Here is a 24,209-nt window from a genome sequence, read left to right as displayed (position 1 = left end):
GGGGGAAGGTGGCCTCATGGGCGAAGGCGCGGAGCAGGTGCGCGGCGAGTTGATCCGGCCTCTGCCCGGCGCGTTGAAGGAGCACGCCGCACGCGGGCCGGGCCGCATCGCCTACGTGGACGCCCGGCGGAGTGTGACCTACGGGGAACTGGAGCGGCGGTCCGCCCGGTTGGCGGGTCATCTGCGGCGGATGGGCGTACGGCACGGTGACCGGGTGGCGCTCTGCGTGGGCAACCGGGTGGAGTTGGCGGAGAGTTGGCTGGCCGTGCTGCGTGCGGGGGCCGTGGGGGTGTTGCTCGACCCCGGCTCGACGGAGGCCGAACTGGCTTGCCTGGTAAGTGACTGCGCACCGGTGCTGGTCGTCACGGAGGCCGCTCTGCTGCCGGCGTTCGGACACGCCGCTCCTGGGTTGCGGACGTTGTCGGTGGACACGGCCGCCTTCGGGGAACTGGCCGGCAGCGACCCCGGACTTCCGCCGCGCGACGACCTCGGCCTCGACGAACCGGCCTGGCTCCTCTACACCTCGGGTACGACCGGGCCGAGCAAGGGCGTGGTGTCCACTCAGCGCGCCGCACTGTGGTCGGTGGCGGCGGCCTACGTTCCGCTGTGGGGGCTGGGGCCCCAGGACTATCTGCTGTGGCCGTTGCCGATGGCTCACGCCTATGCCCACTCGTTGTGTCTGCTGGGGGTGGTCACGGTGGGGGCCGGCGCCTACCTCCTCGACCGCGGTGCCCGTCCGGCGGACGCGCTGGCCGAGCGGCCGTTCACCCTCCTTGCCGGTGTGCCCGCCACGTACCGGCTGCTGCTCGACGAGCTGTCCCGCACCTCCCGGCGGCCGCTGCCGGGGCTGCGCCGCTGCGTGAGCGCGGGCGCGCCCTGCCCGCCGGAGCTGCGCTCGGAGGTCGAGCGGCAGTTGGGCGTTCCGCTGCTCGACGGCTACGGCTCCACCGAGACCTGCGGGAAGATCGCGGTCACCCCGTTCGAGGGTGCGGGGTCCGGCGGGCTGCCGGTGCCGGTGCCCGGCGTCGAGGTGCGGGTGGCCGATCCGGCGACCGGTGAGGACGTCGCCGACGGGGGCGAGGGGGAGATCCGCGTCCGCGGCCCCCAGCTGATGACCGGATATCACCGTCGCCCCGACGAGACGGCCCGGGCCCTGCAGAGCGGCTGGTACCGCACCGGAGACCTCGGCCGCCGCACCCGGGACGGCGGTCTGCGCGTCACCGGCAGGGTCGAGGACCTGATCATCAGCGGTGGTGAGAACGTCAACCCTTCCGAGGTCGAGCAGGTGTTGCTGGGCTGCACCGGGGTGATGGACGCGGCGGTTGTCGGCAGGCCGCACGACGTGCTGGGCGAGGTGCCCGTCGCGTTCGTCGTACCCGACCCCCAGGGCGTGGACACCGATGCCCTCCGTGCCGCGTGCCGGGCACGGCTGTCGGCGGTCAAGGTGCCGCACGAGTTCCACGAGACGGCCGAGCTGCCCCGGACGCGCTCGGGCAAGGTCCAACGGCGGGCGCTGGCCGGGCAGTCGGCCGAGGACGCCGCGGCATTACGCGCCACGGCCACCTCGGAACTCCTCGAACGGCTGCGGCCGTTGCCCGCGCCCGCACGCCACGAAGCCGTACTGCGCCTGGTCCTCGAATCGGTGGCCGAAGCCGGTGCCGTGCCGGGACAGGACGTGGACCCGGAACGGCCCTTCACCGGGCTGGGGTTCACCTCCCTCGCGGGGATACGGCTGCGCGACCGGCTCGCCACGGTCACCGGACTGACCCTGCCCACGACCTTGGTGTACGAACGGCCGACCCCCGCCGCCGTGGCGCAGAACCTGTACGCCACCCTCTTCGGCGATCCGCAGACCACGGCGGCACCTGGTACGTCCCGTACCGGGGCGGCCGGGGAGCCGGTGGCCGTGGTCGCCATGGTGTGCCGCTACCCGGGCGCCGACGGCGATGTCACCTCTCCCGAGGAGCTGTGGCGCCTGGTCGCGGACGGAGCCGACGCGACGTCCGGCTTCCCCGCCGACCGCGGCTGGGACCCGGCGGGGATCCACGATCCCGACCCGGACCGCCTCGGCGCGTCCGTCACCTGCCGGGGCGGATTCCTGCGCGGGGCCCCGGACTTCGACGCGGCCTTCTTCGGCATGTCCCCGCGCGAGGCCCTGGCCACCGACCCGCAGCAGCGGCTGCTGCTGGAGATCTCCTGGGAGCTGTGGGAGCGGGCCGGCATCGATCCGCTCGCCCTGCGGGACAGCGACACCGGCGTGTTCGTCGGCGTCATGCACGACGACTACGCCGGACGCCTCCTGCACCATGGGCCCCACGAGTTGGAGGCGCACCTCGCGCTGGGGTCGGCCGGCAGTGTGGCGTCCGGCCGTCTCGCCCATCACCTGGGGCTCCGCGGGCCCGCCGTGACCGTGGACACCGCCTGCTCGTCCTCGCTCGTGGCCCTGCACTGGGCGGTGCGGGCGCTGCGGTCCGGCGAGTGCGCACTGGCCGTCGCCGGGGGAGTCACCGTCATGGCCACTCCGGCCTCGTTCGTCGCCTTCAGCAGGCTGCGCGCACTGGCGCCGGACGGCCGCTGCAAGCCCTTCTCCGCGACGGCGGACGGCACCGCCTGGGGCGAGGGCGCGGGTCTGGTCCTGCTGGAGCGGCTGTCCGACGCCCGGCGCAACGGCCACCCCGTGCTGGCCGTGCTGCGCGGCTCGGCCGTCGCCTCCGACGGCGCCTCCAACGGGCTCACCGCCCCCAGCGGCCCTGCCCAACAGGACGTCATCCGGCGGGCGTTGTCCGACGCCGGACTGTCCTCCGCGGACATCGACACCGTGGAGACACACGGCACCGGCACCGCACTCGGCGACCCCGTCGAGGCCCGGGCGCTCCAGGCCGCCTACGGGCAGGACCGCCCGGCGGACCGCCCGCTGTGGCTGGGCGCGCTGAAGTCCGTCACCGGGCACACCCAGGCCGCGGCAGGTGTCGGCGGCGTCATCAAGACCGTCATGGCCATGCGCCACGGGCGGCTGCCGCGCATCGCGCACTGCGCGCGGCCGACACCACAGGTGGACTGGGACGCGGGCGGCGTGCGGCCGCTGACGGAGGACCGGGAGTGGGCGACCGCCGCCGGACGGCCCCGCCGCGCCGGGGTGTCGGCGTTCGGGATCGGCGGGACCAACGCGCACGTCATCCTGGAAGAAGCCGCCCCGGAGGCCGTTGCCGGGCGGGATGCCGGCCCCGCGGCCCTCGCACCGCCGCTGCTGCTGTCCGGTTCGGACGCGGGCGCGCTCCGTGACCAGAGCCGACGGATTGCCGAACTGCTCCGCGGGGAACCGGAATTGTCCCCGCTCGACGTCGCCTTCTCCCTGGCCACCACCCGCGCCGCGCTCTCCTTCCGCGCCGCTGTGGAGGCCGGCGATCGTGCTGTTCTGCTGGACGCTCTGGACAGCCTGGCGGCGGACGGCCCCACGCCCCGGGCGGGCACCGCGGTCCGGACCGCCGCCGGGACCACGGCCCGCCTCGCCGTGCTCTTCATCGGACAGGGGGCGCAACACCCCGGCATGGGACGCGCGTTGCACGGCACGTTCCCGGTCTTCGCCGCGGCCTTCGACGCCTTGTGCGCCCGTTTCGACGCGGCCTTCGGCAACGGTCTCCGTCCGCTGAGGGATGTGCTGTGGGCTCCCGAAGGCACCACGGATGCCGCGGCCGTCCGCGACCGGACGGACATCGCCCAGGCGGGTCTGTTCGCCTTCGAAGTGGCCCTCTTCCGGCTGCTGGAATCCTGGGGGATCCGTCCCGGCGTCCTGGCCGGGCACTCCCTGGGCGAGATCGTCGCGGCCCATGTCGCGGGCATCCTGACGGAGCCGGACGCCGTCGCCCTCGTCGCCGCACGCGGACGCCTTATGCAGCAACTCCCCGGCGGTGGAGCCATGGTGGCCCTGGAAGCCACCGAGGACGAGGCCCTCGCGGTGCTGGGAGACGTCGCGGGCCGCGCGGCCCTCGCCGCCGTGAACGCCCGGCGCTCGGTCGTCGTCTCCGGGGAGGAGGCGGCCGTACTCGCCGTCGCGGACCGCTTCGCCGCCCGCGGCCGGCACACCACCCGGCTGCGGGTCGCCCACGCCTTCCACTCCCCGCTGATGGAACCGGCCCTGGCCGCCTTCGAACGCGTCGCCGCCGGCCTGATCCACCACGAGCCGCGCATCCCGGTGATGTCCGCCGTGACCGGTCGCCCGGCTGCAGGGGAGGATCTGCGCTCGGCCGCGTACTGGGTGCGGCACGCCCGGGCGACCGTGCGCTTTGCCGACGTCGTGCACCGGCTGGCGCACGACGAACGCGTCACCGTCTGCGCGGAGCTGGGTCCCGGAGCGCAGCTCACCGCGGCGGCCGCCGCCGGGTCCGCCCCAGAGGACGGTCGCACACCCGTGTTCCTCGCCACCGCGCGGAGCGGTGCCCCGGAGCCCGCCGTGCTGTTGTCCGCCGTCGCCCGGCTGCACGTGGAGGGGATCCCGGTCGACTGGCACCGGGTGTACGAGGGCAGTGGCGCCCGGCGGGTGGACCTGCCGACGTACCCGTTCCAGCGCCGGCGTCACTGGCTGCCCGGCAGCGCCGCCCCGTCCGCACCCCGCGCGGACGACCGCGCCCATCCCCTGCTGACCGGGGCCGTCACACTGCCCGGTACCCAACGCCTGGTGTGCACGGGTGACTTGTCCGGTACGAGCCACCCGTGGCTCCGCGACCACGTCATCGCCGGGCGCATGCTCGTTCCCGCTGCCGTGTTCGCCGAGACGGCGCTCCACACGGGCGGGATGTGCGGACTCGACGGACTGGAAGAGCTGGTACTGCTGTCCCCGCTGGTCCTCCCCGACGGGGAGGACCAGCTGCAGCTGCAGGTGACGCTCGGCGAACCCGACGCCGCCGGACACCGCGCGGTGGACATCCACTCCCGCCCCCGGGCTGCGGGCCCGCTCGGTGACTGGACCCACCACGCGACAGGACGCCTCGGCCCCGTACCACGCGTCCGGGAGCACGAGGGTGACGACGGGACGTGGCCGCCCGAAGGAGCCGTTCCCCTGGACCTCACCGGCGCCTACGAGCGGCTGGCCACGGCGGGACACGCCTATGGAACGGCGTTCCGAGGCGTCACCGCCCTCTGGCGGAGGCCGAGTTCGGGCGAGCTGTTCGCCGACGTGCGACTGCCTGCCGAACTGCACGCCGAAGCGCGACGCTGCGTCATCCATCCCGCGCTGCTGGACGCGGCGTTGCACGCGCCCCTCCTCGCCGCAGGCTCTGCCGGACCCGCCCGCGTCCCTTTCGCCCTGCGGGACACGGCTGTTCATGCCGTCGGCGCCACGGCACTGCGCGTCCGCGTCCGGACCGTCGGCACGGACGAGTTCAGCGTGCATCTCGCCGACCCGAAGGGCATACCAGTGGCCCGGGTGGGGGCCGTGACCACGCGTCCGCTGCCGACGTCCCTCCCCGGCGGCGGGGCCGGGGCCCTGTACCACCCGCACCGGGTCGGCGTTCCGGCCCGCGGCGACGGAGCGGCGCTCACCGTGACGCACCCCGACGACCTGGGACTCCGGGCAGTGCTCTCCGGGTCCGGTACGGGGCCCGGGCCGGCCGTCGTCTCCCTGGCCGTCCCACCGGCGGCCGCGACGGAGAGCCCCGTCGAGGCCACGCACGCCCTCACCGCACGCGCCCTGCGCGTGCTGCGGGAGCACCTGTCCCGTCCGGCGGGCCCCGGCGGGGGACTGGCCGTGGTCACCCGCGGCGCCTTCCGCGCCGCTCCGGACCTGCCGGCCGCCGCCGTGTGGGGCCTGGTACGGTCCGCGCAGTCGGAGCACCCCGGACGGCTCACCCTGGTCGACCTCGACGACCACCCCTCGTCCCCACTGCTGCTGCCTGCCGCCCTCGCCACCGGTGAACCACAACTCGCCCTGCACGAAGGCGTCGTGAGCGTTCCCCGGCTCACGCCCGCGACGGGGGACCGTGATCGCGGTGGCATCCGGGAGGACGGCACCGTGCTGATCACCGGCGGCACCGGGGGGCTCGGCGCGCTCCTCGCCCGGCACCTGGTCGCCCGGCACCGGGTCCGGCACCTGGTCCTGCTCAGCCGACGCGGCCCACGGGCGGCAGGGGCCGCGCAGCTGCGGGCCGCGCTGGAACGCTCCGGGGCCCGTACGGACGTACTCGCCTGCGACGCCGCCGACCGCGACCGGCTGACGGAGGTGATCGCGCGGTACGCGTCCACGCTCACCGCTGTGGTGCACGCCGCCGGGGTCCTCGACGACGGCGTCCTGGAAGCCCTCACCCCCGAACGCCTGGACGCCGTGCTGCGGCCGAAGGCGGACGCGGCCTGGAACCTGCACGAGGCCACCGAGGGCCTGCCCCTGTCGCACTTCGTCCTGTTCTCCTCGGCGGCCGGGCTGCTGGGCAACCCGGGCCAGGCCAACTACGCCGCCGCCAATGCCTTCCTGGACGCCCTCGCCCGGCACCGCGCCGCCCTGGGCCTGCCCGCGCTCTCCCTCGCCTGGGGACCCTGGGGCGGGCCGGACGGGATGGCGGCGGCCCGCGCGGACCGCCCCGGCCGTGCGGCGGACGACATCCTGCGGGCGATGCCTCCCGACCGCGCGCTGGCCCTGTTCGACACCGCCCTGGACATGAACGCCCCGGTGCTCGCCCCGCTGCTGCTTGCCCCGCCGCACCCCACCGCTTCTCCCGGCCGCACCCCACCGCTCCTGACCACCCTGCTCCCCTCGGCACGCCCCACCGCGCACTCCGGGAACGCGACGCCCGCATCCTGGCGGCAAGAGCTCGACGCGCTGCCGGAGTCCGAACGGCGCGCCGCGCTGCTGGAACTGGTCCGCGAGGAGACCGCCGAGGTCCTCGCCCACCCCGACGCGTCCGCGGTGCCCCCCGACCGCCCCCTCACCGAGCTGGGCCTCGACTCCCTGACGGGCGTCCTGCTGCGCAACCGGCTCAACGCCCGAACCGGCCTGTCCCTGGGCGCAGCCGCCGTCTTCGACCTGCCGAGTGCCCGGCAACTCGCCGACCATCTCGCCGACCAACTCCACGAGGCATTGCCGGGGGAACCGGGGCCGGAGGAGAAGGCCGGGCCCCGACCGCCCCGGACGCTCGCCTCCCTCTACCGAGGAGTGTGCGGGACCGGCGATGTCGTCTCGGCCATGCACCTCCTCGTCACCGCCTCCCTCGCGCTGCCCACCTTCGACGCCACCGAGGCCACCCGCCACGCCCTCGCCCCCCTCCGGCTGGCCGAGGGCGGGGACGGGGCTCCCGCGCTGGTGTGCCTCCCCGCCTTCACCCCCGCCCTCGGCCGCCCCTGCTTCGCCACCCTGGCCCCCTTCTTCCGGGGCGAACGCGACGTCCTCGAACTCCGGCACCCCGCACTCGACCAGGGAGAGGCCGTCCCCCACACCTGGGACACCCTCACGGAACTCCACGCCGCCACCGTGCGGGAACACCTCGGCGACCGCCCCTACGCCGTCGTCGGCCACTCGATGGGCGGCTGCGCGGCCCACTCCGTGGCCGCCCTGCTGACGGGCACCACGACTCCGCCGGCCGGTCTCGTCCTCGTCGACACCTACCACGTCACCCCGGACGACGAGGACCGGCCGTGGCTGCTGGCCATGCCCGCCCGCCCGGCCCTCGAACTGGGCGAACAGTTCGAGGCCTTGGTGGACGACACCTCCCTGGCGGCCCTGGGCGCCTACAGCCGTCTGGCCCGCGGCTGGACCCCGGAACCCATGCCGATTCCCACCCTGCTGGTCCGCGCCACCCGGCCCCCGGCGCCGGGCCGGGGCTGGCGGCAGACCTCCTGGCCCGCTCCGTGCACGACCGCCGATGTCCCCGGCGACCACTGGAGCGTCATCGAGGAGGAGGCACGTACCACTGCCGGAGCGATCAGTGCCTGGCTCACGGGGCCGGGTCGCGCGTGACAACAGACGGCCCCCGGCCGGCAGTTGTCACGCGGCCCGGGCCTGCTCCGCTCATCCCGTCGGGCATGCCCGCGACCTGGCCGCGGTGGCGGTCGCGTGGCGGTCCGGAGCTTCGGAAGCGACACCCCCGAAACGTCGTTGCCGCTCGACTCAGGTGTCGAGGAGTTCCGGTACGAAGATGTCCTCGCACGTCAATCGGCGCTTCGACAGGCCCTGTTCGTGGTGGTAGCGCAAGAAGGTGTCGATGGCCTTGCGGTTCGCGCCGACCCCGTAGTAGATATTTCTGCTCGGCCAACTCCTTGGCTTGCATGAAGGCGTCGTAGACGGCGCGTGCGAGGCCCTGTCGACGTGCCGGTTCCCTGCGGACGCCGTACTCGTCGGCCAGGATGCCCTTCGGCCAGATCCCGGCGTCGTGGCCGTAGAGCGCGAACTCGCCGATGGTCCTGCCGGCGAGGTCCTGCGGCTTCTCGATCCCGCCGGCGGTGTTCACGAAGATCGCCGAGTGGCGGAAGTTGCGGTTGGGCAGGATCGGCAGCGCCAGGAACGGCGCATCGTCGAGGTCGAAGGTGCGCAGGAAGCAGGTGAGACCGAGCTCGGCAAGGTCGTAACGCCCCTCGACGGCCCGGCGGAAGATGTCCGAGACGAGGGGTGCCGTCTCGAACACCGCGTCCACCCCGTCGACCGCGACCCGCCCGTCGAACAGTGCCTGGGTGTGTTCGTAGGCGTGGACGCCGACGCTCAACTGCGTGCCCATCGCCGCCGCGGACCCGGACCGCGGGGCCCGCATGGTGATGGGACTGCTGCACGGATTCCTGCTCCAGCGCGTGGCCTTCGGACTCACGGACACGGCCGCCTTCGCAGACGACCTGCGCGCCGGGCTGATCCTGTGATGACCGCACAGAATGTGGCCCTGTCGCACCCACCCAGGAGGCCGTTCCGTGGCGTAACTTGACCTGGGACGTGGCCGGTTGATTCTTCGGGGGCCGGGCCGGGCCGGGCCGGGCCGGGCCAGGCGGGCGCAGATGTGCGCGTCATTGCCCGGGCGGCTCCCAGGCGGGCAGGCTGGGAACACTCTGCCGGTTGCCGTGTCGAGGGAGGTGACTGTGATGGATCCGTATGTCCGGACGGCCGGCCTCGACGAGGCCGATCTCACAGTGATCAACGACGCTCTGTCGCTCGTCCGGTCGGCGGACGCACGTGCCGTCGTGCGGGACCTGCTGCCCGGGCTCAGTGAGGGGGAGCAGGAGGCCGTGGCCGCTCACTGCGACGTGGCCCATGCTGCCGCACTGGTCTTTCCGCCGTCGCTCGACGGGCTGACAGCAAGCCTGCGGGCCGACGGCTTCATCGTCGGCGAAGCCATCCCCAGTGTGGTGGTGCGGGAACGACTGAGCCGGCGCTACCGCCTGCCGCTTGCCGCGCTGGAGGTCACGATCCTGCACGTACAGGCGCCTGCCGTCGGCCAACGGGCTTGCGAGATCGAACTCTTCGTCCTGGAGGCGGTGCCGGGTACGGAGCTGCGCGAGATCGTCAGCAGAGAGCGAGTGGAGCGCAACGAGTCCCACCTCGCGCTGGAGGTGAGGGCGCCCGACGGCGTGGTTCTGGCGGGATTGCGTGCGCTCCTCGCCGACCACGGCGGACTGGCCGCCGACGGCGGGGGATACAACTCCCTGGAGAACTGCACCGTGCTGTACTTCCTCTGCACTGCCGTGGACGGCCGGGGCGGGTTCTCCGCCACGGGCCCGGTGCGTTCCAGCCGCCTGGAGGTACGGGCCCGCGGTCATCACCCTGCGGTCCTGGCCGCGCACCGGGGCGCCGAGCCGGGAGATCCGGCGCGGCGTCTGCTGGAACTGATGACCGGGGCCTGGACGACGCAGGCGATCGCGGTGGCTGCCGGTCTGGGCCTGGCCGACCAGTTGCCCGGCCCCTCGGCTGCAGAGGCAGTGCCCGGTTCCGTCGCCGAGCTGGCCGGCCGTCTCGCCGTCGATCCGGCCAGTCTGGTGCGCCTGCTGCGCTACCTCGCGGCCGTCGGGGTGGTCGCTCCTGCCGGGGACTTCTACGAGCTCACGGAGCTCGGTGCAGTGCTCCGGGAGGATTCCGCCCACTCGATGCGCTCGCTGGCGCTGCTGTACGGCGGGCCGTTCTACCGGTCCTTCGGGGAACTGGCCCATTCCGTCCGCACCGGAGAGGAGGCGTTCAAGGCACTCTTCGGGAAGGGGCACTTCGACTATTTCGCCGAACGGCCAGGCATGGCCGAGCTGTTCGACTCCGCGATGGCCTCCAGCGGAGCGATGTTCGAACCGATACCCGGGCTCTTCGACTTCTCGCATGCCCGCGTGGTGGTGGACGTCGCCGGAGGCAACGGCCAGTTGCTCGGACTCGTACTCGCTCATGCACCTCACGTCCGCGGCGTGCTCCTGGAGCGAGCGCACGTGCTGGAGGCCGCACACAGGCATCTGGCCGGTGCGGGCTGCGCGGACCGTTGCTCCTTCGTGGACGGCGACTTCACCCGCGCCGTGCCGGAGGGCGGGGACGTCTACCTGCTGTCCCGCGTCCTGCACGACTGGGACGACGAGCAGTGCCTGGCCATCCTGCGCCGGTGCGCCGAGAGCATGCATGACGATTCTCAACTGCTGCTTGTGGAGCGCCTGCTGCCTGGTACCGAAGAGGGAAAGCGCGGTGATGTGACGCCCCTGGCAGTGGCATGGGACCTGCACATGCTGTGCAACGTGGGCGGCCGGGAGCGGACCGCCGACCACTACGGGCGTCTGTTGGAGACGGCCGGATTCGAGCTCCTCTCGGTCCGGGGACTGCCGCTGGACGGCAACCTGCTGCACGCCCGCCGACGGGGCTGACAACCGGCACCGGTGCGGGGAAGGATGCACGCATGGCGGTCACCGTCCACGACTATCTCGTCGCCCCCTCGGACACCACCACCGACGGGCCCGGGCCTACGACACTGCCGCAGGTCTTCGCCGCGGCCGCCGAAGCGTACGGCGATGCTCCGGCCGTCGTCGGCTGCGGTGAACCGCGGTCGTGGTCGCAGTGGCACGCCGAGTCCCGGGCCTTGGCCGCCGGATTGCAGAGCTTCGGCATCGGTGTGGGCGACGTTGTCGCCGTCCACCTTCCCAACTGCTGGGAATTCGTGGTCACCCACACCGCGGCGGCCGAGGCCGGAGCGGTGCTTCTGCCGCTCCATCCCGCCTACGGTGAGCGGGACCTGCTGACGTTGATGCGCCGGGCGGGGGCCCGTGTCCTCGTCCTGCCCGCCGATCACCGACAGGTGGACGGTGTGGCGCTGGGCCGACGACTGCTGGACCGGGTGGACGCGCTCGAACTCGTACTGCTCGTCGGAGAGACCCGGCCGGTGGCTCCGGCGGAGGCGGGCCGGGCAGGGCGGGACGCCCGTATCGTCCCGTACGACGCGCTCGTCGCCGCCCACCGCCTGGCGTCTCCGCGGCGCGTGGAGCTGACGGCCGAGATGCCGTTCGTCCTGGTGCCGTCGTCGGGAACCACCTCCGACCGCCCCAAGCTCTGCCTGCACAGCCACGGCACGCTGTTGTCGAACGCCGCGACGGTGGCGCTGGACGGTGGCGTCAGCGGTGGCGACACCATCGTGAGCGCCAGCCCGTTCACCCATCTCTTCGGCCTGCTGTCCGTGCACCTGGCGCTCCTGACCGGATGCCGGCAGGGCTTGTTGCCGCAGTGGGACGCCGAGGCCTTCCGCGCGCTCGCCCACCGTGCCGAAGCGAACGTGCTGTTCGCGGTACCCGCCCAACTGCGGGATCTGGCCGCGGCACTGCGCGGTGACCGTGCGGTGGCGGGGAGGCTGCGCCTGCGCGAGGTGCGCACGGGCGGCGCGGCGGTGCCCGGTCCGCTCGTGGCCGACATGCGGCGGCTCACCGGGGCTACGGTGATCGTCCAGTGGGGCATGTCGGAGCTGGGCGCGGGCACCGTGACCCGGCCCGCCGACCCGCCGGAGACCGCCGTGGGAAGCATCGGCCGCCCTCTCAGCGGCTGCGACGCACGTGTGGTGGACGACACGGGAGCGCTCTGCCCCGAAGGCGTCACCGGCGAACTGCAGTACCGGGGGCCGCACATGTTCCTCGGCTACCTCGGGGACCCCGAGCGGACCCGGGAGGCCTTCACCGCCGACGGCTGGCTGCGCACCGGGGACCTGGCCCGCCGTAACGCGGACGGCACCCTCACCCACCGGGGGCGCGACGCGGAGGTGATCAACGTCGGGGGAGTGAAGGTCAGCGCCTCGGACATCGAGACCCTGCTCGGTGATCTGCCGCAGTTCGCGGGGCTGGCCGTCACGGCCCGCCCCGACGCCAGGCTCGGCCAGTACCCCTGCCTGATCGCCGCCCTGCAACCCGGGGCCGCCATCGGCCTGGAGGAAGTACGGGCCCATCTGGCGGGCAAGGGCGCAGCCGAGCTCCAACAGCCGCTGGAGCTGCTCCTGGTGGACGAGATACCGCTGACCCCCACCGGGAAGATCGCCCGCGGTCGCGTGGCCGAGTTGCTCGCCCGTCCTCCGCAGACCCGGACCCGCCGACGGGTCGACCCGGCCGCCCTGCAGGGGCGCGAAGCCCTCCATGCTGCACGGGAGTTGATACGTCAAGAGGTCGCCCGTGTGCTGCCGGCGGAGGCGGCGGGCGAACCCGCACCGGACCGGACGTTCCGCGCATCGGGGGTCGGCTCGCTCGCCGCGGTGCGCCTGGCCGTGAGCCTGTCGGAGGCGACCGGACTTCCGCTGCCGACGACCATCGTCTTCGACCATCCCACTCCCGGGGAACTGGCCCGCCACCTGGTCGAGCTGGCCACCGGACGCCGGGCGGAGCGGACCGGCCGGGCGGAGCGGACCGACCGGGAGGAGCCGCGCCCCGCACCGGAACCCGACGGCAGCGACCCGGTCGTGATCACCGGTATCGGCTGCCGCTTTCCCGGCGACGTCCGTTCCGCCGAGGACCTGTGGCAGCTGCTCGTCGACGGCCGGGAGACGGCCGGCCCCTTTCCGGACGACCGAGGCTGGGACCTCGACCGGCTCCGGCACCCGGATCCCGCCCACCCCGGGCGCTCCAGCACGCACTACGGCCACTTCCTCGCCGGAGCCGCCGAGTTCGACGCCAGCTTCTTCGGGATATCGCCCCGCGAAGCGCTGGCCATGGACCCCCAGCAACGGCTGCTGCTGGAGACGAGCTGGGAGGCGCTGGAGAGCGCGGGGATCGACCCCACCGCGTTGCGCGGCTCCGGCACCGCCGTCTTCATCGGGCTGATGGCACCCGACTACGCACCACGACTGGCCGAGGCCCCCGAGCGTTTCGACGGCCTGCTGCTCACCGGCAATGCGCCGAGCGTCGCCTCCGGACGCATCGCCTACACCCTCGGTCTGACCGGTCCCGCGCTCACCGTGGACACCGCCTGCTCCTCCTCCCTGGTGGCCGTGCACCTCGCGGTCCAGGCGCTGCGCCGCGGCGAGTGCTCCCTGGCCCTGGCCGGTGGTGCGACCGTGATGGCGACCCCGGCCTCGTTCGTGGACTTCAGCCGCCAAGGGGCCCTTGCACCGGACGGCCGGTGCAAGGCGTTCGCGGCCTCGGCCGACGGAGCTGCGTGGGCGGAGGGCGCGGGAGTGCTGGTGCTGGAACGGCTCTCCCGGGCCCGGCGGCACGGACACCCGGTCCTCGCCGTGATCGCCGGTTCGGCCATAAACCAGGACGGCGCGAGCAACGGACTGACCGCGCCCAACGGGCTCGCGCAGCAGCGCGTGATCCGCCAGGCTCTGGCCGACGCCGAGTTGGCAGCCGGTCAGATCGATGTGGTCGAGGCACACGGAACGGGCACACCGCTGGGCGACCGGATCGAGGCCGGGGCGCTGTACGCCGTGCACGGCGGTGGCCGTGACGAGGGCCGGCCGCTGTGGCTGGGGTCTGTCAAGTCGAACATCGGGCACACCCAGGCCGCTGCCGGGGTCGCCGGCATCATCAAGACGGTCCAGGCGTTGCGGCACGGCCTGCTGCCGCGCACCCTGCACACCGACCTGGAGTCCCCGCCGGTGGCCGAAGGGGCCGGTGACGTACGGCTGTTGCTGACGCCCCGAGCGTGGCCGCGGTCCGGCCGGATCCGCAGGGCCGGGGTGTCGGCCTTCGGGATCAGCGGCACCAACGCCCACGTGATCCTGGAAGAGGCCCCCCTGGAGCAGCCCGTCCCGGTCGCGGCCCCGGCCGAGGACGAAGACCGGCCGACCGGTGAACGGGCGCTGCCCTGGGTACTGTCCGCCCGCAGCGCCCCGGCCCTGCGCGAGATGGCGTTGCGGCTGGTCCCGGTCGCCGAATCGGCCGATGTGTTCCCTGCGGGCCGGGCACTGGTCACGTCCCGGCCGTCGTTCGAGCACCGTGCGGTGGTCGTCGCACGGCAACGGGCGGAACTGCTCGCCGGGTTGAACGGCATCGCCGACGGCTCCCTGCCCGCCCACGTGACCGGCGGCCTGGTCCGTTCCGAGGCCGGCGGCGCGGTCTTCGTCTTCCCCGGACAGGGCTCCCAGTGGGAGGGCATGGCAGCGGACCTGCTGACCGAGTCCAAGGTGTTCGAGCGGTCCTTGGCAGCCTGCGAGGAGGCCCTCGCGCCGCACATCGACTGGTCCGTGCGCGCCGTGCTGCGCAGAGAGTCCGGCCAGCCGCCGCTGAGCCGCGTCGACGTCGCACAGACATCCCTGTTCGCCGTCATGGTCGCGCTCAGTGCCCTGTGGCAGTCGCTGGGGGTGCGTCCGGACGCGGTGGTCGGGCACAGCCAGGGGGAAATCGCCGCCGCCCATGTCTGCGGCGCCCTGTCGCTGGCGGACGCGGCGAAGGTCGTCGCCCGGCGGGCCGCTGCCGTCCGGGAGTTGCCGAGCGGCAGGATGGCGGCCGTTGCCCTGCCCAGGGACGAAGTGCGCGATCGTCTGGCTGTGAACCAGGGGAGGCTGTGGCTCGCGGCCGACAACGGCCCTCGTTCGTGCGTGATGTCCGGTGACCCCGGTGCCGTCGGCGCTCTGCTCGACGAGCTCGGTGACCAGGGTCTACGAGCGACCGGCCTCGCGGTCGACTACGCCTCTCACAGTGCCCACGTGGACGTCCTCCAGGACCACTTGTCGACTGCGCTCGACGGCCTTGAACCCCGCCCCGCACAGACGCGGTTCTACTCCACCGTCGAGCCGGGCCCGCTGGACACCACGCGCCTGACCCCGGAGTACTGGTACCGGAACCTGCGCCGCCCGGTCGAGTTCCACAGAGCGGTCCGCATGCTGCTGGACGAAGGGTTCACCCGCTTCATCGAAGTCAGCCCCCACCCGGTCCTCACCTACCCCATTCTGGACACTGCGGAATCGGCTGAACGGCCCGTCTTCGCAGTGGGCAGCCTCAGGAGGGACGAGGGCGACGAGCGACGCTTTCTGCTCTCCGCGGCAGAAGCATTCAGCAACGGAGTTCCGGTGGCCTGGAAGAACATCTTCACCGGCCGCAAAGCCCGTCACATCGAGCTGCCCTCCTATCCGTTCCTGCGGGAGCGCCACTGGCTTCCGACCGGAGCTGCAGCCGCACAGCCTCACCGACCGCCCGAGCAGACGCCCGAGACCGCCGCGTCCCACCGGCCTGTCGACGAAATGCCGCTCCCGAGCAGCGAGTCCGCGCTCCTGACACTTGTGCGGGACCACGCCGCAGTCGTCCTCGGACACCGCGACGGCAGACAGATCGACCCGGACACGGCGTTCGCCGAGATCGGCACAGGGTCGCTCGCCGCGGTCGAGTTACGCGCCCGACTGGCTCGCGCACTCGACCTTCCCCTGCCGTCCACCGTCGTCCTCGATCACCGTACGCCCCGGGCACTCGGCACCCACCTGTGGCGCCTCGTGCGCGACAAAGTGCAGCCGCAGCCCGGCCGACGCGCACCTCGCGAGATACCGGACACCCTCGACGCCCTGTACCGGCAAGCCTGTCTGACCGGGCAAGGCCGCCCCGCCGTCGAGCTGATCAGCGCAGCGGCCCGGCTCCGTCGCACGTTCGACGCCGGGTCCGCACCGGAGAACGCTCCCCGCGCCATCCGGCTCGGACCGGCGGGCGCCAACCACCCGCTGCTGTGCTTCCCCTCGCTGCTCCCGGCATCGGGACCGCACGAATACGCCCCTCTCGCCGGGGCGTTGCAGGGCGACCGCGAGGTGTTCGTGCTCCCGCAGCCCGGCTTCGCCGAAGACGAGCCCCTGCCCCGCGACCTCGATGCCCTGACCACCGCCCACGCGACGGCCGTCGGCCGGTGCACGGGCGCGAAGCCGTTCCTCTTGTGCGGGCACTCCTCCGGCGGGCTGATCGCCCACGCCGTCGCCACGCGGCTGCAGGAACTGGGCCGTCCCGCGGCCGGCTTGGTCCTGCTCGATACGCCGTGGCCCGACCAGGCCTTCCATGACGAAGTGCTGCCCCACGTCCTCGGCGTCGCAGCCGTGCGGCAGCGGGACTTCACGGCACACGGCATCCCCGCACACCGCCTCACCGCCACCGGCGGCTACCTCCGCGCACTGACCGGTTGGCAGCCCGCACCGATCAGCACTCCCACTCTCCTGCTCCGCGCACGACAGACCCTCCCCGAGTTCGCATCGGACGACCGGTGGGCCCGACCGTGGCAGCTTCCTCACACTCAACGCACCGTCCCGGGCGACCACTTCACCATGCTGGACACGCACGCCTCCGCATTGGCCGATGCCGTACGAACCTGGTGGCCGGAGACCGCAGACAGGTTATAGCCCCGCGTATCCGGCCCCGTACCAGGAGCACCCCGAGCCAAGGAGCACCCACCGGACATGGCCCCCTACGACGGCGACCTCACGGAGCTGTTCACCGACGCGTTCTTCGCCCCGGCGCACCGGGCCGACGGGCCGTCGCCCGCCTCGCCCTACCTGGGGCTGCGGCACCTCCAGTCCCGGCTCGGCGACCAGCGGCCCCTCCTGGCAGACCATGCCCGGCTGCGGGCCGTACTCGAACTGAGCGCGATGACCGACCCGCGCCTGTTCTTCGCGATGTTCCTGCACCACTGCATGGCCATCGGCGTCGCGCTCGATTTCGGCGCCCCGCACGAGGACGTGGCCCGCCTCGCCTCCGGGCAGTGGATCGGCGCCGCCCTGATGAACGAAACCGGCCACGGCAACAGCAGTTCAGCCATCCGCACCCAGGCCGTCTTCGACCCGGCAGCCCGCGAGTTCGTCCTGCACACGCCGACCCCCGAGGCCGCGAAGCGCCCGGCCAACGTGGGCCTGGACGGCTTCGCCAGGCTGGCCGTGGTGAGCGCACGCCTGCGGGCCGGCGGCGCCGACCGCGGCACCGCCCTTTTCCTGGTACCGCTGCGGGACGAGAACGGACCATGCGAAGGCGTCACGATCGAGCCCCTCGCACCGACGCCGCTGCTGCCCATGGACTATGCGAAGGTCCGGTTCGACCGGGTCCGGATGCCGTACCGCAGCTGGCTCCGCGACGGCGCGTCCATCGCCGGCGACGGGTCCTTCCACGACCCCCTGGGGCCCGACGCCCGCACCCGGCGCAGCGTGGGCATGAGCCGCTTCGCCTGGGGCGCGGTCACGGTGGGCCTGGCCGCGGCAGCGCGGGCGGGTGTGGCCCTCGCGCTCACCCACGCCCGTCACCGCCGGACCCACGACCGCCTCGCCGGCGACATCGAGGCCATCGCCCACCTCAACCAGCAGCGCCTCCTGTTCGGCGCCGCGGCCGACGCCCTGGCCGCCACCGCGGTCGCCCGCCGGACCACCGCACTCGGCTGGCACATCCCGCCCGGCGGCGGCGTCGGCACCGGGCCCTCGGCCGCCGAGATGCGCACGCTGGCTCTGAACAAGGTCACCGTCGCCGTCCTCGCGGACTCGGCCGTCACCCGTTGCCGCTCGGCATGCGGCGCACTCGGCTTCTTCCCGGAACACGGCCTGATCGACTACCAGGCCCTGACCACGGCCTTCCTGTCCGCCGGCGGCGACAACCGGCTCATCATGCTCGACGCCGCCTGGGCCATGGCCACTTGCCCCGACTGCGTGCCACCGGACGACGAGACCGCACCGGGCAGCTGGCCGCGCCTCTTCCGCACCCGGGAACGCCTCCTGCACGCCGAGCTCACCTCGGCCCTGCACACGGGCAGCCAGGGTGGGACCGTCCACTTCGAGACCTGGAACGCACAGACCGAACTGGCCCAACGCCTCGCCGAAGCCCACACCGCGCGCACCACGGCCGAGTCCCTGCACGGCACTTGGTGCGCTCCGGAGGTCTCCGAGACCGCCCGGCCCCTGCTCCGTGACCTGTACCGTCTCCACTGCCTGGAGCAGACGGCACCACACGCCGGCTGGTACCTCGCACGCGGGCTCGTCACCCCGGGAGAAGTCCTCGCGCTGCCCGAGCGGATCAACGAGATATGCCGCCGCCTCGTCCCCCACGCCGAAGCTCTGACCGAGCTGCTGGAGATACCGGACGAGCTTCTCCGCAGCGAGCGTCGTTGCCGTACTCGACACCGGCCTACCGGCATGGGATAGTCGTTTTAGATGTATCTTGTTGAACAGAATGTGGGTTTACGAACGTGCGCGCCCAGGAAGTCGGACACCCCCCCCTGGCGTGAGGGAGCACGGTTTGCCCGTTTTAATAAGGCGCTTGGTCTCGCCCGAGGGGCGCATCTGGGATGCAGACGAAATCGTGGCCCGCGTATTCGGCGCCACCGAACGTCTTGCGCGCCGCGGTATCGGACCCGGTTCGCGAGTGATGGTGAGCGGGGCCAATTCCCGGGAATGGGTCGTCGATCTGCTCGCGCTCATCCACCTCGACGCCTCGGTGGTCCTGGCAGATCACCGCGCCACCCCGGCACAGCGATCGCAGATCAGCGCTCGGGCGCGCGTGGTGCTCGAAATGGGCGACGGGACGGGCGGCATCGCGGCGCCGCGGCCCGTGTCGAACACGGCGGCCGTGCCCGATGTCGCGGCCTGGGCGCGGCGCCGGGACGCCGCGATCTCGTGGTCGTCGGGTACGACGGGCAGCCCCAAGGGCATTGTCCGTTCCGGCCGTTCGATCCTGGACAACCTCGCGCTCAGCGCGGAACGCATGGGATACCGGCCTGACGACGTCTTCCTGCCCCTCCTGCCGTACTCCCACCAATACGGTCTGTCGCTGGTCCTCTGCTGGTGGCTGGGCGGAGGCACGCTTGTGGTCCACGGACCAACGACGCGCCTGGACCGTGCGCTTGTGGTCGGCGTGGAGCACGGCCTCTCCATCGTGGACGGGGTCCCGTCGACCTACTACAGCCTGCTCAATCTGCTCGACCGTCGTCCCGCTCTCGCGAACGCGCTGGAGACGGTACGAGCCTGGTGCGTGGGCGGCGCGCCGCTGGGGCGCAGCCTGGCGGCCCGGTTCCATGCCCGCACCGGCCGGCACCTGCTCGACGGCTATGGGGCCACCGAGGTGGGAAACATCGCGCTGGCGCCCCCCGCCGATCCGGTCGGGTGCGGTACGCCGCTGCCCGGCGTGGTCGTCGAAGTCCACGACGACCACGGCAGGCCGCTTCCGAGCGGCCGGCTCGGCGAGCTCGTCGTGCGCAGCGACGGCCTGATGACCGGTCACCTGGGCGATGACGGCGAGATCGTTCCGGTTCCAAGTCCCGTTCACCACACCGGCGACATCGGCCTGCTCGACGAAGCGGGCCGCGTGTTCCCGGTCGGGCGCAAGCGCGCCGTGCACCGTGGTGGCCACACGCTCTATCCCGATCACCTCGCCGAGCGGGCCGAGTCGGCCGGCGCGCGGACGGAGGTCGTCGCCGTTCCCGACGAACGTCTGGGCTGCCGTCTGGTGTTCGTGATCGCGGACCCGGACGGTCACGGGCCTGCGCACTGGAAGCGAGTGCTGCGGCCCGTGCTCGCCCGCTACGAGCAGCCCGACCACATCGTCGTGCTTCCCGCGTTGCCTCTGACGAGCACGGGAAAGACCGACCTGGCCGTTCTGGAGAAGATCGCCATGACCTCGCTGCCCGTGTCGCACATCACGACCACCGACGTCACCGCGTCCGGCCCGACCGTCGGTGCGCCCGACTACCGCATGCCCTTCGCCGATCGCGTCGATGCGCTGCGCGCAGTGCGCCGGTACGTGGCGGACAACGAAGACGCGGTGATGAGGATCCTCACGGAGATCTCGCCCCACCACACCGCCGGTGCGGAGATCCGTTCCTTCCTCGGCACCCTCGACGGAGCGGAGGAGGAGATCCGCCGGGTCCGGCCCGGCCGCGTGCCCCTGGCCGCGGTCTTCATGCCCTCCAACATCCCGCTCTATTCCTACGCGCTTTACCTGCTTGTGGCGTCCCTTTACAGCGACCGCATCGTCTTCCGGCCGTCCTCCGACATAAAAAGCCAGATCCAGCGATTACATGCCCTGCTGGCACCGGTTCACGGCTTGCCCATCGATCTTCACGAACTCAGCCAGCGCAAGTTCGTGACGGGGCCGGTGCGCGAGGCGGACCTCATTGTCTTCACCGGAAATTACTCCAATGCCGAGACCGTCCGTGAAGGACTGGAGGAAGACCAGCTCTTCCTCTTCTTCGGTCGCGGAATCAACCCCTTTGTGATGGCACCCGACGCCGATCTTGCACACGCCGTACGCGACGTCACGAGGATACGGCTCTACAATTCGGGCCAGGACTGTTTCGGTCCCGACGTCGTGTTCGCACCGCAGGGCCGCACCGAGGAATTCATCGGCCTGTTGTCCGCCGAACTCGCTTCGCTGCGTTTCGGAGACAACAGCGATCCCGCCGTCGACTACGGTCCGATCCACTACGACTCGGCGCTGGTGAACTGCTCGGACTACCTGGTGCGTCATATGAGCCGCATCCGGCACGGCGGGTGCATCGATCTGCGGTCCCGCAGGATCGAACCGACCGTGCTGCTGTGGGACTTCGACGACAAGATCCCCCTTGCCGAGATGTTCGCCCCGGTGTTCAACGTCGTGGCCTACCCCAGTGCGAGGCGGTTGCGTGAACGGTTGTCCAGCCCCTACTTCAGCGAACGTGCGCTGGGAGCGATGGTCTACGGAAACGATCCGGAGACCGTGAAAGTCCTGTCCGAGCGTCACCAAACCTGTGTCGACCACACGCTGCTCGACGCCGAGGACGGCAACCGCCCGTTCGGCGGATTCGGGATGAGGGCGAACTATCTTTCCTACGGCGGCGAGCGGCACGCCGAACCCCTGCTCATGTCGCAGGCCGTGGCGCAGAAACTCCGAACGGCCGCCCTGGCCAAGGCGGGTGGGAAGTGACCCGGGTGAGCAAACGCTACGCCGACGCCTGGTCCGCGATCGTCGACCTGCTGGTGGCGCACGAGGTGGACACCTGCTTCGGGCTGCCCGGCGACGACCTGGAGTTGCTCCGCGCCCTCGACGCTGCCGGACTGGACCTCGTGCCGTGCCGCGACCAGCGCAACGCGATGTACATGGCGACGGGTTACGCGCTGCAGTCGGGCCGGCTCGCGGTATGCGCACTGGGCAAGGGGCCGGCTGTCACGCACGCGGCCACGGGTCTGCTAGAGGCGCGGGAGTCCGGTGCACCGGTCCTCGTGCTCGCCGCCGGCGTGGCCGAACGGCGCCGGGGCAGCGGTGCATTCCAGGAACTCGACCAGGTCGCCGTGACGGCGCCCCTCGTGCGGTGGGCGCACCGGGTGGGGCATCCGGACCGGGTCGTCCCCGCGACGGTCACGGCGCTGACCCGAGCCGTGGGGCCGCCGTCCGGACCCGTGTACCTGGAGATACCCGATGACGTCCGCACGGCGGAGATCCTCGTCACCGGACCGCAGCCAACGCTGCCCGAACCACTGGTCCTTGAGTCCGTACCCGTGACGCCGGGACCGGCACTGGCGGTGATCCGCGCGAGCCGGCGTCCGGTGGTGCTGGTGGGCGGCGGAATGCGGCACCGCAACGACGACGGGGTGGTCGAGCGCTTCGCCGAACGCCTCGGCGCGGCGCTCTTCACCACCGCCTCCGGCCGCGGTGCCGTCGACGAGCACCACCCGCTGTTCTGCGGCGCGGCGGGCCTCTACGCCGCTGCCCCCGCCCGTGAACTGTGGTCGTCCTGCGACCTGGTGGTGTCGCTCGCCGGGCGACTCGAGGAGACCGTCGTCGAAGGCGGCACGCCATGGCCCCCGGTCCCGGTGGTGCAGGTCAACGTGGATCCGGGCGGGCTGTCGGCCGAACTCCCGGGCCCGCGCGTGCTCGGGGACGCCCGGCACGCCGTGCTCGGCTGGGCGCGGGCGCTGGACGAGGACGGCAAGTCCGGGCACGCAGACGCGACCGGGGCGTGGACGAACGAGATCGCCGCCGCCCGCAAGGCCATGTCGCTCGAAGTGGAAGCGGAATTGGCCCGCGCGGCGACGCTGCCGGGGATCCGCATCGCCGAGTTGCTCGCCGCGCTCGATGCCACCGCCGGCGAGCACCGCGTGCTGGTCCAGGAGAACGGGCTGCAGGACATGTGGTCCTACGGCTTCCCCTTCCGCGTCGGTGGCGGGTCCATCGTGCCGTCGGAGCAGACCCCGTTGGGCTTCGGGGCGGCCGCGGCCATCGGGGTCAAGCGGGCCGCCCCGGATCATGAGGTCACCGCGTTCATCGGGGACGGGGCATTCCTCGCGGCCCGCGCGGACATCGCCGTCACTGCTCCGGCTCACGGCGGCGTCCTGTACGTGGTGCTGTGCAACGGCGGCTACGGCTGGCTGGACGCCCAACGCGCCCGCCTCGGCCTCGACGCCGAACGCCACCCCTTCACCCGCCCGGGCGCGCCACCGCCCGTGGTGGACGGGGCGGACATCCACTGTCGAGTGCTGCGCGACAAAGCCGCGCTGACCGATGAGGTTCTCGCCGCGCGGCGGTTCTGCTCACGGGGAGGCACGGCTGTGCTCATGGTGCCGGTCGCCCCCGATGACGTCCTTCCGGCCCTCCGCGACGCCGGGGTGGTTCCCCAGTGACAGAGCGAGCCGACGCCGGGCGCAGCCGGGCCCGTCGCCGGGTGATGGTCACCGGGTACGGGGCGGTGACGCCGCTGGGCCACAGCGTCGACGAGACGTGGACGGCGATGCTGGCCGGGCGCAGCGGCATCGACACCGTGGACGCGATCGACGTGACCGGTCTCGGAGTCCGGATCGGCGGCCAGGTCCGCGGATTCACACCCGGCCGCTACATGCCGCCGACGGTCAGTCGTCGCGCCGACCCGTACGCGCAGTACGCCCTCGCCGCGGCGCTGGAGGCTTGCGAGCATGCCGGACTCGTCGTCGACGACCGCTTGGCGCCGCGGGTCGCCGTGATCATCGGCAGTGGCTACGGCCCGGTCGGGTCGATCTACCGCGCCGCGAACACGCTGCGCGACAAAGGGCCACGGGCCATCAGCCCGTTCACCCAGGTCACCACCGCCATGGACAGCGCTGTCGGCGAGATCAGCATGCGTCTCGGCACCCAGGGGCCCAGCCGTGCCCAGAGCACGGCGTGCGCCAGCGGCGCAGACGCGGTGGGGGCGGGGATGCGCATGATCAGCCATGGGGAGGCCGACATCGTCCTCGCCGGCGGCGCCGACGCCTGCGTCACCGCTGTCGACCTCGCGGGCAGCGGCAACGCCCGCGCGCTGTCCCGGCGCAACGACGACCCGGCCGCGGCGTGCCGGCCGTTCGATGTGCATCGCGACGGGTTCGTGATGAGCGAGGGAGCCGCCGTGGTGGTGCTGGAGGCCGCCGAGGCGGCCGACAGGCGAGGGGCGACGGTCCTGGCCGAACTCACGGGCTACGGAGCGAGTTCCGACGCCCATCACTGGACCGCCCCGCATCCGGAGGGACGGGGCGCGTGCCTTGCCGTCGAGGCGGCGCTGCGCGACGCAGGGATATCGGGGTCGGACGTGGACTACGTGAACGCGCACGGCACCGGAACGCTGCTGAACGACGCCGTCGAGACGGCCGTCCTGCGCAAGGTGCTGGGTGATCGTGCCACCCACATCCCGGTCAGCTCCACCAAGTCGATGACCGGGCACATGATCGGTGCCGCCGGGGCGGTCGAGCTCGTGGCCTCGATCCAGGCCCTCCGCACGGGTGACGTCCCGCCGACCGTCAACTGCGACGAGCCCATCGACCCGGACATCAACTTCGTGCCGCACCAGGCTCAGCACCACGAGCGTCTGCGGATCGCCCTCAGCAACTCGTTCGGCTTCGGCGGCCACAACGCCGCTCTCGTGGTCCGGGCAGTATGAGGTCCCG

9 protein-coding genes are annotated in these 24,209 nt (G+C 72.6%); 8 read left to right on the top strand and 1 reads right to left on the bottom strand.

Translation table 11 applies throughout. The features are described 5' to 3' along the window. Positions 1-16 precede the first annotated feature (16 nt). Complete coding sequence (locus ACMATS_RS08040; protein WP_414167471.1) at positions 17-7,942, top strand: type I polyketide synthase; 7,926 nt, start codon at positions 17-19, stop codon at positions 7,940-7,942. Here the strand turns inward: ACMATS_RS08040 and ACMATS_RS08035 are convergent. Then, positions 7,920-8,696 (bottom strand): hypothetical protein, encoded by a 777-nt coding sequence (locus tag ACMATS_RS08035; protein WP_414167470.1) that lies wholly within the window; start codon positions 8,694-8,696, stop codon positions 7,920-7,922. The two genes, ACMATS_RS08040 and ACMATS_RS08035, sit on opposite strands and share 23 nt — an antisense overlap. On the opposite strand from ACMATS_RS08035, the gene ACMATS_RS08030 reads away from it, so the two are divergent. From ACMATS_RS08030 to fabF, 7 genes are all read left to right on the top strand, one after another. Further along, positions 8,689-8,832: a hypothetical protein gene (locus ACMATS_RS08030; protein WP_414167469.1), complete on the top strand. Its 144-nt coding sequence runs from the start codon at positions 8,689-8,691 to the stop codon at positions 8,830-8,832. The two genes, ACMATS_RS08035 and ACMATS_RS08030, sit on opposite strands and share 8 nt — an antisense overlap. A gap of 216 nt (positions 8,833-9,048) precedes the next feature. Beyond that, on the top strand, positions 9,049-10,794 hold the full coding sequence (locus ACMATS_RS08025) for a methyltransferase (RefSeq protein ID WP_414167468.1): 1,746 nt from the start codon (positions 9,049-9,051) through the stop codon (positions 10,792-10,794). Positions 10,795-10,826: 32 nt separating this feature from the next. Further along, positions 10,827-16,709, top strand: a complete 5,883-nt coding sequence (locus tag ACMATS_RS08020; protein WP_414167467.1) for an alpha/beta fold hydrolase — start codon at positions 10,827-10,829, stop codon at positions 16,707-16,709. A gap of 57 nt (positions 16,710-16,766) precedes the next feature. Then, positions 16,767-18,488, top strand: a complete 1,722-nt coding sequence (locus ACMATS_RS08015) for an acyl-CoA dehydrogenase (RefSeq protein WP_414167466.1) — start codon at positions 16,767-16,769, stop codon at positions 18,486-18,488. Positions 18,489-18,603: 115 nt separating this feature from the next. After that, entirely contained in the window at positions 18,604-21,243 is a 2,640-nt protein-coding gene (locus ACMATS_RS08010; RefSeq protein ID WP_414167465.1) for an aldehyde dehydrogenase family protein, read from the top strand. Positions 21,244-21,248: 5 nt separating this feature from the next. Continuing rightward, a complete protein-coding gene (locus tag ACMATS_RS08005; protein ID WP_391154738.1) occupies positions 21,249-22,937 on the top strand; it encodes a thiamine pyrophosphate-binding protein in 1,689 nt (562 codons plus the stop codon). Continuing rightward, positions 22,934-24,202, top strand: coding sequence for a beta-ketoacyl-ACP synthase II (fabF, locus tag ACMATS_RS08000; protein WP_414167464.1), 1,269 nt, complete (start codon positions 22,934-22,936; stop codon positions 24,200-24,202). Before ACMATS_RS08005 ends, fabF begins: the two co-directional genes overlap by 4 nt. Positions 24,203-24,209 lie beyond the last annotated feature (7 nt).

The sequence above is a fragment of the Streptoverticillium reticulum genome (genome assembly GCF_047456005.1).
Lineage (GTDB): Bacteria > Actinomycetota > Actinomycetes > Streptomycetales > Streptomycetaceae > Streptomyces > Streptomyces reticulum.
The sequence above is the reverse complement of the archived record's forward strand: the minus strand, read 5'-3'. Positions and strand labels throughout refer to the sequence as shown.